Here is a 12,276-nt window from a genome sequence, read left to right as displayed (position 1 = left end):
GATAGGGGAAATCCCGCTTAATTTTACTGGGCGCAATGTTCGGTGATTTTTCGCGTACAGTAGTTTTGAATTGAATTATATTCAGGAAATTGAAGAATCAATTCAGATAAATTTGCTTGTTTAAGAAAATAGTAGTTAATTTGCACCTTTAAGTTCAGAAACGTATTGAAATGTTATAAAGAAAGGACGAGGGATTAGACCCGATGAATCCTTAGCAACCCTTCGTTAATTCGAAGAAGGTGCTGCATTCTACCACGCCCAACCGTGGAAAGATAACAACAAGAATTTGTCTGGTTCCGTCCGGACTTTCTTTCTAATATTTCCTCATACAAATCAATAATACAACAGATTTGAAATTGGAAAATATACCAAACCCTATAAACATTCAGAATTTCACCACAGAAAATGGTGCGGTTTACCCGTCGTTACCCTTAAGTTTTACGATTGCCGGTCTGCCATTACACACTGCACCTGTCGTTCTGGTCAATCATGCCCTGACAGGAAATGCTGAGGTTACCGGTGAAAACGGATGGTGGAATGACTTAATCGGACCCGATAAAACCATAGATACCACTATTTATACCGTAGTGGCCTTTAACGTTCCGGGTAACGGAACGGATTCTTTCATCATTGAAAACTATCAGGATTTTACCACCAGGGATATTGCCCGAATTTTTATAAAAGGACTTGAACTACTAAAAACAGAACAGGTTCATACGATTATCGGTGGTTCTGTAGGAGGCGGAATTGCCTGGGAGATGCTGGCACTGCAGCCAAATATTACACAAAATTTAATACCGATTGCAACAGACTGGAAATCGACAGACTGGATGATCGCGAACTGCTATTTACAGGAACAAATCCTGAACAATTCATCACGCCCCATAGAAGATGCCCGAATCCATGCGATGTTGTGTTACAGGTCTCCGGAATCATTCAAAGAAAAATTTCAGCGTACAATCAACACTAACCTTTCAATATTTAACATAGAAAGCTGGCTGGCACATCACGGGGAAAAATTACAAAAGAGATATCAGTTAGCATCGTACAAACTGATGAATCAATTGCTTAAAACCATAGATATTACCAGAAATACTGCCGATTTTGAAACATTGCTCTCGGGAACAACTGCTGCGATTCATATTATCGGAATCAATTCAGACTTGTTTTTTACGGCAAAAGAGAATAGGGAAACCTATCAGGAATTAAAAAAAATTAAAGACAATGTGTATTACAGCGAAATAGATTCCGTACACGGACATGACGCTTTTTTAATCGAGTACAAACAATTAGACCATTTACTTGCCGATATTTTTAAGGCAGAAACAATAAAAAGATAAAATGAAAGTATTAAAATTTGGAGGCAGATCGTTATCAAACGGAGAAGGACTTAACAAAGTTGTTTCGATTATCACAGAAAAAATAAATCAGGGCGAGAAAATTGCCGTTGTCGTTTCTGCCCGCGGAAATGCTACTGATGAATTGGAAGATATTTTAAAAATTGCCTCTAAAAACGGAAATTACAAACCCTTATTGGAAAGTTTTAAAACCTATCAGATTTCAGATTATCCACAGGTTGATTTATCGGAAGAGTTTAATATTCTGGACAAGCTTTTTGAAGGTGTCAGCTTAATAGGGGATTACAGCAACAAAATCAAAGATCAGATTTTATCCAAAGGCGAATTGCTATCAGCTAAATTACTGACTGCAATTTTGCTTGAAAAAGGGATTCCTGCCAATTTCGTAGACACCAGGGAATTGCTGAAAACCGATTCCAAATTTGGTGATGCACAGCCTTTAGAACAGCTTTCGAAGAAAAATGTGGTCAATTATTTTAAGGAGCATAACGGGGAAACTGTAAATATTGTTACTGGTTTCATCGGTTCCAACAACAATAACGATACGACCACTTTAGGAAGAAACGGAAGTAATTATACCGCTTCGCTAATTGCCAATTATTTAAATGCAGAAGAACTTCAGAATTTCACGCACGTTGACGGAATTTACACGGCAAATCCGGATTTGGTGGCCGACGCAAAAAAAATCGAATATTTGTCTTTTAACGAAGCGAATGAACTGGCGAATTTCGGAGCGACAATTCTGCATGCAAAAACGATAATTCCGTTACTGGAAAAAAATATCCCGTTGCGTATTCTAAATACGTTTAATCACGAAAACAGAGGGACATTAATTACTTCAGATGCAACAAAAGAAGGAATTAAAACACTTTCTGTACTTGAAAATGTTTCGCTGGTAAATCTGGAAGGCCGCGGATTATTAGGAAAAGCAGGTGTTGATGCCCGAATTTTTAAAGTAATGGGGGATCATAATATCAGTGTAAGTATCATTTCGCAGGGTTCTTCAGAAAGAGGAATCGGGCTGGTGGTGGCCACTGACAAAGCGACCACTGCTATGGTGGAATTAGAAAAAGAGTTCGAAAACGACTTTTATTCCAAAGATGTAAATCAGATTACGGTAACAGACAATGTTTCGGTGATTTCGATTATCGGACAGGATCTAAGTACGTTTCATAAACCTTACACCGCATTAATCAAAAATAAAATTGTTCCGATACTCTTCAATAACACCGTTACCGGTAAAAACGTGAGTTTGGTAGTTAAGAAATCAGAACTTAACAGAGCACTAAGTGTAATTCACGGAGAAATCTTCGGAGTTTCCAAAAAAATAAACATTGCAATTTTTGGTCATGGATTAGTTGGGGGAACTTTAATCAATCAGATATTAGAATCCACTACAGCCATTGAAAAACGTAAAGGAATTAAACTGAATGTTTTTGCTATTGCGAATTCCAAAAAAGTAATTTTAAACAAAAAAGGCGTAACTTCAGATTGGAAAAATGAGATTCAGAATAACGGAATTGCCTATACTATAGACGATGTGATTGCCTACGCGAACGAGCACCACCTTGAAAACTTAATTGCAATTGATAATACGGCAAGTGCCACTTTTGTAGAAAATTATATTTCACTGATTGAAAGTAGTTTTGACCTGATTTCATCCAATAAAGTAGCCAATACCTTAAGCTATGGTTTTTATAAGGAACTGAGAAAATCATTGGCGGAAAACCAGAAGAATTACCTGTACGAAACCAATGTTGGTGCGGGATTGCCTTTAATTGATACCATAAAACTATTACACCTTTCCGGTGAAAATATCACCAAAATAAAAGGCGTTTTCTCCGGTACCCTGAGTTATTTGTTCAATAATTTCTCTGCCAAAGACGTTCCGTTTAGCCAGATTTTACAGGAAGCAATTGATAATGGCTATACAGAACCGGACCCGCGCGAAGATTTATGCGGAAATGACGTAGGAAGAAAATTATTGATTCTGGCAAGGGAGCTGGATTTACAAAATGAGTTTGAAGAAATCTCCATCCAGAACCTGATTCCGGAACATTTAAGAGACGGAAATGTTTCTGATTTCCTGACTAAATTAAAAGAATTTGATCCGATTTACGAGAAAATAAAAGCCGAACAAAAGCCAAATCACGTATTGCGATATATAGGCGAATTGTCCGGAGATCTTCAAAACGACAAAGGGATTCTGGAAGTTAAATTAGTTTCCGTTCCTTCAGACACTGCTTTAGGCGGCTTGAAAGGTTCTGATTCTTTCTTTGAAATTTACACAGAATCGTACGGAGACCGACCAATCGTAATTCAGGGAGCCGGTGCCGGTTCTGCGGTTACGGCAAGAGGCGTTTTCGGGGATATTTTGAGATTGTCAGATAAAGAATAGTAATTTTAGAGGGCAGATTTTAGATTTTAGAATTCAAAAAGCAAACAACACAACAAAAAAAACAAAAAAATGAAAGTAACCTTAAACAGAGTAAATGACGCATTTCATTTTAAATTAAAAAATGAACGGGGTCATGTAGTCGATGTGGACAGCAGGGCTGAATTTGGAGGAAGCGATTTAGGCGCAAGTCCAATGGAGCTTGTTTTAATGGGCGTTGCAGGATGCAGTGCTATCGATATGATTTCGATTTTAAAAAAACAACGCCAGGAAATAACCTCTTTTAATGCTGAGGTGGAGGGACTTCGTGTTCAGATTGACGAAGCAAAACCTTTTAAGGAAATCAATGTGGTTTTCTATTTAGAAGGAGATATCAATCCGGAAAAGGCACATCGTGCTGCACAGCTTTCTTTCGAGAAATATTGTTCAGTAGCCAAAACGGTTGAACCGACAGCTACAATAAAATACAAGGTTGTGCTGAATAATATCGAATTAGAAAATTAGTCAATTAGAGAATTAGTTAATTAGATAATTCTTAGAGTGATTCTTAAATAATGAAAATTTGCATCAAATTCCTTAGTGAATCTTTTGCGAAATTTAAAAAAGTGATGATTTGTGCTACTTGGCGCAATTCGTGTTAAAGAAAAAAAAAATGAACGAACAAGAATTTGGTTTTGAAACACAGGCCATAAGAACACAATTAGAAAGATCTCAGTATTTAGAGCATTCGGTGCCGTTATACTTATCGTCAAGCTTTGTATTTGAAGATGCAGAAGACATGAGAGCTTCTTTTACAGAAGAGAAAGAAAGAAATATTTACAGCCGTTTCAGCAACCCGAATACGACTGAATTCGTAGATAAAATATGCAAAATGGAAGGTGCTGAAGCCGGATATGCATTTGCTACCGGAATGGCAGCCGTTTATTCTACTTTTGCAGCCTTGTTAAATGCAGGTGATCATATCGTATCAGCGAGCAGCGTTTTCGGTTCGACTCATGCGTTGTTTATGACGTATTTTCCAAAATGGAATATTGAAACTTCGTATTTTGAGATTAACAAACCGGAAACCATTGAGAGTTTTATTAAGCCTAATACTAAAATATTATACGCAGAGTCGCCTACAAATCCCGGTGTTGACATAATTGACCTGCAATTGTTGGGAGATCTTGCCAAAAAACACAATCTGATTTTAATTATCGATAACTGTTTTGCAACCCCTTATTTGCAGCAGCCAATTAAGTTTGGGGCGCATCTGGTAGTGCATTCAGCAACCAAATTAATTGACGGTCAGGGGCGCGTTTTAGGCGGAGTGACTGTGGGAAGTGAAGATTTGATCCGACAGATCTATTTATTTTCAAGAAATACAGGCCCGGCTTTATCTCCGTTTAATGCCTGGATTTTATCAAAAAGTTTGGAAACGCTTGCCATTCGCGTAGAAAAACACTGCGAAAATGCATTAAAAGTAGCTGAATTTTTAGAAGCACATCCGAATGTGAACAGCGTAAAATATCCGTTTTTGAAATCGCATCCCCAATACGAAATCGCCAAAAAACAAATGCTTTTAGGTGGAAATATTATTGCGTTTGAAATCAAAGGCGGCATAGAAGCCGGAAGGAAATTTTTAGATAAAATAAAACTCTGCTCGCTTTCTGCTAATATTGGAGATACCCGATCTATTGTTACACATCCTGCTTCAACAACACACAGTAAACTGTCTGAAGAAGATCAGCTGGCAGTGGGTATTACACAAGGTTTGGTTCGTGTATCCGTAGGTTTAGAAACCGTCAAAGATGTAATTGCCGATTTAGAGCAGGCGCTTTCTTAAATTTAGACTTTAAATTTCTGATTTTAGATTGTTAGAAATCTATAGTGCAAATTATAAATAACGATTTTTGACTGTAATTTTATTATGGTTAAAAATCGTTATTCTTTTTTATTGTGCCTTGGCTAAAAAGCATATTTTTGTTTGGACTAAAATTTAAGTGCGGCTAATAAGGAAAAACTTAAACCAAACTAAACATGAGCAGCTCTAATTACATTCTTGATGACAAATTATTAGTTTCAGGGGACAGAATCATAAAGAAAAATGAAAACGATTAGATTAAAAAATAAAGATCAAAACGGTAGTCCTTTTATAGATATTCCTGAAAAGAAACTACTAACTTCTGATCGTGATCGCTTCTTTAACTGTATTATTGATTTTGCCTTTATTCTTATTACTATATTCATTGTTTCGATATTTGTTGTGCTTACGGGAAATATTTTACAATTGGATATCTATAGAATGTGGGAAGAAATTTTGATTGATCTTGGATTTATAGGAACGTATCTTTCTTTTGCGATAATTTACTATTTTATTTTTGAGAGCCTTTCCGGCAGAACTTTAGGGAAGATCATGACAGGTAGCATTATAATTAATGAATATGGATTAAAACCTGGTGTTGGTGTTATTTTCAAAAGAACATTATGTCGTTTTATTCCTTTTGAGGCTTTATCTTTTTTAGGAGAATCAGGAATGATGTGGCATGATTCTCTTTCTAATACCTATGTAGTTGAAAAAAATGTTTTAGAGGATGAAATGAAACTGCAAGAATTGAATTTAATTGGATCTAAAGAAGTAATTTGATAGGTGAAGTAGAATTTAAATTTCATCTTGTTAGTATTCTCATATAAAAAGCATATTTTTGTTATTTAAAAATATATCGGGTGATTGATTTAGATAAAATCTAATATCAAAACTCTAAAATCTAAAATATTCAAAAGTGCTTTCAAAGAAAACAAAATACGGAATCAAAGCTTTAACTTATTTAGCAAGACGCGAGAATAACGAACCTGTGCAAATTGCTGAAATTGCAAAGAGCGAACATATTTCAATTAAATTCCTGGAAAGTATTTTGTTGCTGCTAAGAAACTCCGGTTTCCTTGGTGCTAAAAAAGGAAAAGGTGGCGGGTATTACTTAATTAAAGATCCGAAGGACATCAGTATGGCCAAAGTCTACCGTATTCTGGAAGGCCCGATTGCATTGCTGCCTTGTGCAAGTCATAATTTTTATGAGCGATGCGATGATTGTGATGACGAGTCAACCTGCGCCGCAAGACGTTTAATGACGGAAGTACGGGACAATACACTTAAAATACTGGAAAGTAATTCGTTGGCAGATATTGCATTTTAAACATACAACGATGCTACTTTTGGGCTGATTCTAAATTAAAAAATCAATTTATAGCCTACCATAAACAACATTACGGCAATAGCATTTCTAAGGAATAAATCAGGAACCTTTCCGCTTAGCATGCTTCCAATGTAAATTCCGGGCAGCGATCCCAATAGCAATTGTCCGAGTAAAACTAAATCCAGATTTCCCATTGAAGCATGTCCAATTCCTGCTACAAGAGTTAAGGGTACAGCATGTGCAATTTCAGTCCCGACTAATTTCGGAGTGGGCAGTAACGGATACAGGAAAAATAAAGTCACCGTTCCCAATGCACCCGCACCAATGGAAGTCAGCGTTACCGTAGCGCCCAATAATACACCAATGGCAACAGTCAGTATATTTTGAGTAGTACTCTCTTTGTGAAAGCGGTCGCCGGCATGTTTTTTAGAAAACTTCATAATTTTATTCTTAAACAAAATTGCCACAGAAGTAAAAAGCAATGCCCAGCCCAAACTGTATTTAATTAGCGCATTCAGGGTCGTAATATCGGTTTTGATGCTTTCTAATATCCATAAAGTGATTAAGGCAGCCGGTACACTTCCGAGCGAAAGCCAGCCCGTAACCTTCCAGTTGATATTACTTTTTTTATTATGCACATAGACACCGCCCATTTTGGTAAATGCGGCGTACAGTAAATCGGTGCCGACAGCCGTAGTAGGAGGAATGTTGAACCACAATAAAATCGGAGTCATCAGAGAACCGCCGCCAACTCCGGTCATTCCTACTATAAAACCAACGAATAAACCCGCAATTACTATTCCTATATGAAAATCCATAAATAAAAAATTTCGCCAAAAATAATAACTAATTTACTACAATCCTATCGATTTTATAGACATTATGTTTAGTGCATTGTAATTATTGCTAAGTTATTGTTTTTTAGTTTGTTATTATTGTGAGTAATTCGCTCAGGGATATCGATTTACAAAGAAAACGTAAGTTTTATTTTAAATGTTTGGCGTTCAGTTGTTTTTTCAATTAAAAAATCCGGATATTGTTTTGTTATTTACAAATAAATACTAATTTTGCATAGTAATCTACTAAGCCGATAGGATAATGGATTTAAATAAAGATGGTTTAAAAAATATGGAGAAAGGATTGGAAATAAACGAAGTTGAAGTTAAGACTGAAGTTTCTTTAAAAGAGAGATTATGGATTATCATACCAGTTGTATTGTTAATTGGTTTATTAACAACATTAATTTATAACCATCATTCTGAATTTTCCTGGGATGGATTGATAGGCGGTTTAAATTACGAGCTTTTGATTTTCTTCTTAATTGGAGTTTTCGCCCAGTTGGTAGACGGAACTTTAGGAATGGGTTACGGAGCAACGTCCACTTCATTTTTACTGGCTTACGGAGTTCCGCCGGTAGTGAGCAGCACTGCCGTTCACGTGTCTGAGATGTTTACCACGGGAGCATCGGCACTTTCACATCACCGCTTTGGAAATATCAATAAAAAGCTGGTAAAGCATTTGTTGATTCCGGGAGTTTTAGGTTCCATAACAGGCGCTTATTTATTGTCGGATGTTATTAATGGAGATGTTATTAAGCCCTTTATTGCCGTTTACATGATTGTTTTGGCGGCTATAATTATCAAAAAAGCCCTGAAAAAGAATATTGTAAAAAAGAAAACTAAAAAATTAAGTGTTTTAGCTGTTTTTGGAGGTTTTATGGATTCTGTTGGAGGTGGCGGCTGGGGTCCGATTGTGACTTCAACATTATTAGGAAGAGGTAGAAATCCGAGATATACAATCGGTTCCGTAAATGCAGCTGAGTTTGCGATTTCATTTGCAAGTGGTATCACCTTCATGCTTTTTGGAGGAATACACGGATGGCAGGTGATTATCGGTTTGATTTTAGGAGGCGTAATTTCGGCACCCTTAGCAGCATTTTTAGTAAATAAAATTAAAAGAAAACCAATGATGATTGCGGTTGGAATACTAATCATCTTATTGAGTTTAAAAACATTATCTAAATTATTATAAGATAAATTTAGAAGGAGAAAGAGAATATGAGCGCGACAGTTACAGAATTATTATTAGATAAAACAAAAGACTTTACACTGGTAGAAACCCTGGCTTTTTTGGCTGAGGAATATCCGGGGAAAGTAATTTTTTCAACTTCATTTGGACAGGAAGATCAGGTAATTACTGATTTTATCTTTAAAAATGATTTAGCCATCACAGTGTTTACGTTAGATACCGGAAGATTATTTCAGGAAACGTATGATGTTTTTCACCGAACATTAAAAAAGTATAAAAAACAAATTGAGGTGTATTTTCCGGAAGCAGCAGCGGTAGAAAACTTGCTTCAGACCAAAGGCCCGAACAGCTTTTATGATTCGGTTGAAAACAGAAAAGAATGCTGTTTTATCCGAAAAGTAGTTCCGCTACGAAAAGCTTTATCCGGAAATGCAGTCTGGATTACAGGCTTAAGAGCTGAGCAATCCGAAAACAGGCATGATTTAAACCTGTTTGAATATGACGGGGGCTTTGAAATCATAAAATTCAATCCGCTGTTAAAATGGAGTTTAGAAGAAGTAGAAAATCACCTGAAAGAATTTAATGTTCCGCAGAATGCCCTGCACAAAGAAGGTTTCGTAAGTATTGGCTGTGCGCCTTGTACCAGAGCCATTTTTCCCGGAGAAGATATCAGAGCCGGAAGATGGTGGTGGGAATCGAGTCATAAGGAATGTGGTTTGCATGGGGCTAAGAAGGACTAGGTGGAAGCTAGAAGATAGAGGAAAGAAAATAGAGGAAAGAATATAGAGAATAGAATAAAGATTACAGAATCAGGAATTAAGATTGGAGCAACGGATTTTTAACCTGTTGAACAAAAGAAACAAAAAAACAGAATAACGATAGTTTAAGATTTTAGAGAAGGTAAAACAACCTAAAACTGAAACCAAAAACTTGAAACAAAAAAACACAATGAGTTCAGTATTAAAAACAAACGCTTTAGAGAGTGAAGCCATATACATTTTCAGAGAAGTAATTTCACAGTTTGACAAACCGGTTTTACTTTTTTCGGGAGGAAAAGATTCTATAACATTAGTGCGTCTGGCCCAGAAAGCCTTTTTTCCTGCAAAGATTCCGTTTCCTCTTTTACACGTTGATACGGGACATAATTTTCCTGAAACGATTGCTTTCAGGGATAAACTGGTGGAGGAATTAGGTTTAGAGCTGATCGTTCGTAATGTTCAGGATGCCATTGATGAAGGAAAAGTAGTGGAAGAAACCGGAAAATATTCCAGTAGAAACAGCTTACAGACCATCACGCTTTTAGATGCCATCGAAGAATTTAAGTTTGATGCCTGTATTGGTGGTGCACGTCGTGATGAGGAAAAAGCAAGAGCAAAAGAGCGTATTTTTTCAGTTCGTGATGATTTCGGTCAGTGGGACGAAAAAAATCAACGCCCGGAGTTATTTGATATTTTGAATGGAAAAATAGAAAATGGTCAGAACGTTCGTGTTTTCCCAATTTCAAACTGGACAGAGCTAGATGTCTGGAGTTATATTGAGAAAGAACATATCGAAATTCCGTCGATCTATTTTTCACATAAAAGAAAGGTTTTTTTGAGAGACGGTTTAATCTGGTCACATTCTCCTTTTGTGTATCAGGAAGAAGACGAACAAATCGAAGAACGAATTGTTCGCTTCAGAACCGTTGGCGATATGACTTGTACAGCCGCAGTTGATTCTTATGCTGCAACTATTCAGGAAGTAGTAGGGGAAATCAGGACTTCAACTATTTCTGAAAGAGGTGCCAGAATTGATGACAAACGTTCTGAAGCCGCAATGGAAAAGAGAAAACAACAGGGATACTTTTAATAATTATGAGTTATGAATTGTGAATTATTAATGCAATTCGGAACGTAATTAAAAACGAAATCAGAAAAACAAAAACATACAGTTTTAAATTTTAGTTCAAAGGGAATCAACTTTAAACGTGAAACTAAAATTTTAAACCTGAAACAAAATACAAGAATGGAAGTTTTAAAAATAGCAACAGCAGGAAGTGTAGATGACGGAAAAAGTACTTTGATCGGAAGATTATTGTACGATACAAAATCATTGACGACAGATAAAATCGAAGCAATCGAAAAAAGCAGCAAACAAAAAGGATACGATTATCTTGATTTTTCACTGGCAACTGATGGTTTGGTAGCCGAAAGAGAGCAGGGAATCACGATTGATGTGGCGCATATTTATTTTTCGACTGCAAAGAAAAGTTACATTATTGCTGATACTCCGGGTCACGTAGAATATACCAGAAATATGGTTACAGGAGCTTCGACTTCTCAGGTTTCTATCATTTTGATTGATGCCAGAAAAGGAGTTATTGAGCAAACCTACCGTCACTTTTTTATCAATAATTTATTGCGTGTAAAAGAGGTGATTGTAGCGATCAACAAAATGGATCTGGTCGATTATTCCGAAGAAGTTTATAATAAAATCAAAGCCGATTTTCAGGCATTGAATGCTAAAAGTACTTTCAAAGAACAAAACGTAAGCTACATTCCGTTAAGCGCCATCAACGGCGGAAATGTGGTGGATCAGTCTAAAGATATGCCGTGGTATACAGGTCAGACTGTTCTTGAACATTTAGAAGGATTGCATTCTTCGGATGTTTTTGAAGCCGGAAAAGCGCGTTTTCCTGTTCAGACCGTAATTCGTCCAAAAACAGAAGAATACCACGATTTTAGAGGTTACGCCGGAAAATTATACGGAAACTCAATTAAAGTTGGAGATGCCGTAACGGTTCTTCCTTCATTAACAGAATCAAAAGTATCTAAAATTCACTTTTTCGATAAACAATTTGATGAAGCAGTTGCCGGATCTTCGATTACAATCGAATTAGAAAATGACATCAATGTAACAAGAGGCGATATGATCGTAAAATCATCAGAGCTTCCAAAAATTGAAAAAGAAATCAGTACAACGGTCTGTTGGATGGACAGTAAAAAACTGGTTGCCGGTACCAAATATATTGTACAGCACAATACCAACTCCGTTTTGGCCAAAGTAGAAAGTATCAAAAATACGATCTCAACGGACTATTCCGGAACCAAAGAAGCCACACAATTAGCAATCAACGAAATTGGAGAAGTAACGATCAAATTAAGCAAGCCTTTATATTTTGATGCCTACAACGACAATAAATCAAACGGAGCATTTATCCTGATTGATACAGCGACAAACACAACAGCAGGAGTAGGATTCATTAGATAGTTTCACTGCTGTAAGCAATAAGCTTTAGGCGGTAAGCTTTTAGCAAAAAATGTATAACACGGTACGCAAGAAA

11 protein-coding genes and 1 riboswitch are annotated in these 12,276 nt (G+C 36.5%); of the genes, 10 read left to right on the top strand and 1 reads right to left on the bottom strand.

Annotation, left to right across the window (positions count from 1 at the left end; translation table 11 throughout):
* The first annotated feature begins 170 nt into the window (after positions 1–170).
* Positions 171–279, top strand: a riboswitch (SAM riboswitch).
* A gap of 77 nt (positions 280–356) precedes the next feature.
* The 6 genes from D0817_RS07870 (at position 357) to D0817_RS07845 (ending at position 6,926) form a co-directional block, all read left to right on the top strand.
* Positions 357–1,340 (top strand): alpha/beta fold hydrolase, encoded by a 984-nt coding sequence (locus D0817_RS07870; protein WP_238160843.1) that lies wholly within the window; start codon positions 357–359, stop codon positions 1,338–1,340.
* Position 1,341: 1 nt separating this feature from the next.
* Positions 1,342–3,756: a bifunctional aspartate kinase/homoserine dehydrogenase I gene (thrA, locus tag D0817_RS07865; RefSeq protein WP_127337843.1), complete on the top strand. Its 2,415-nt coding sequence runs from the start codon at positions 1,342–1,344 to the stop codon at positions 3,754–3,756.
* Positions 3,757–3,825: 69 nt separating this feature from the next.
* Complete coding sequence (locus D0817_RS07860; RefSeq protein ID WP_127337842.1) at positions 3,826–4,257, top strand: OsmC family protein; 432 nt, start codon at positions 3,826–3,828, stop codon at positions 4,255–4,257.
* 148 nt (positions 4,258–4,405) lie between these two features.
* Entirely contained in the window at positions 4,406–5,578 is a 1,173-nt protein-coding gene (locus D0817_RS07855; protein WP_127337841.1) for a trans-sulfuration enzyme family protein, read from the top strand.
* Positions 5,579–5,839: 261 nt separating this feature from the next.
* On the top strand, positions 5,840–6,379 hold the full coding sequence (locus D0817_RS07850) for an RDD family protein (RefSeq protein WP_127337840.1): 540 nt from the start codon (positions 5,840–5,842) through the stop codon (positions 6,377–6,379).
* Positions 6,380–6,515: 136 nt separating this feature from the next.
* On the top strand, positions 6,516–6,926 hold the full coding sequence (locus tag D0817_RS07845; protein WP_008466594.1) for an RrF2 family transcriptional regulator: 411 nt from the start codon (positions 6,516–6,518) through the stop codon (positions 6,924–6,926).
* Between the two features lie 35 nt (positions 6,927–6,961).
* Here the strand turns inward: D0817_RS07845 and D0817_RS07840 are convergent, their stop codons facing one another.
* Positions 6,962–7,744, bottom strand: a complete 783-nt coding sequence (locus tag D0817_RS07840; RefSeq protein ID WP_127337839.1) for a sulfite exporter TauE/SafE family protein — start codon at positions 7,742–7,744, stop codon at positions 6,962–6,964.
* Positions 7,745–8,024: 280 nt separating this feature from the next.
* Between D0817_RS07840 and D0817_RS07835 the strand changes: the two genes are divergently transcribed.
* From D0817_RS07835 to D0817_RS07820, 4 genes are all read left to right on the top strand, one after another.
* The gene (locus D0817_RS07835; protein ID WP_238160842.1) at positions 8,025–8,957 is read left to right on the top strand and encodes a sulfite exporter TauE/SafE family protein; all 933 of its coding nucleotides are present in this window, start codon (positions 8,025–8,027) and stop codon (positions 8,955–8,957) included.
* A gap of 26 nt (positions 8,958–8,983) precedes the next feature.
* A complete protein-coding gene (locus D0817_RS07830) occupies positions 8,984–9,694 on the top strand; it encodes a phosphoadenylyl-sulfate reductase (protein WP_127337838.1) in 711 nt (236 codons plus the stop codon).
* 208 nt (positions 9,695–9,902) lie between these two features.
* Entirely contained in the window at positions 9,903–10,802 is a 900-nt protein-coding gene (gene cysD / locus D0817_RS07825) for a sulfate adenylyltransferase subunit CysD (RefSeq protein ID WP_127337837.1), read from the top strand.
* Positions 10,803–10,958: 156 nt separating this feature from the next.
* Positions 10,959–12,203 (top strand): sulfate adenylyltransferase subunit 1, encoded by a 1,245-nt coding sequence (locus D0817_RS07820; RefSeq protein ID WP_127337836.1) that lies wholly within the window; start codon positions 10,959–10,961, stop codon positions 12,201–12,203.
* The last annotated feature ends 73 nt before the right edge of the window (positions 12,204–12,276 follow it).

Origin of the sequence: Flavobacterium cupreum, assembly GCF_003996965.1 — a bacterium.
In the GTDB taxonomy this organism is placed as follows: domain Bacteria; phylum Bacteroidota; class Bacteroidia; order Flavobacteriales; family Flavobacteriaceae; genus Flavobacterium; species Flavobacterium cupreum.
The sequence above is the reverse complement of the archived record's forward strand: the minus strand, read 5'-3'. Positions and strand labels throughout refer to the sequence as shown.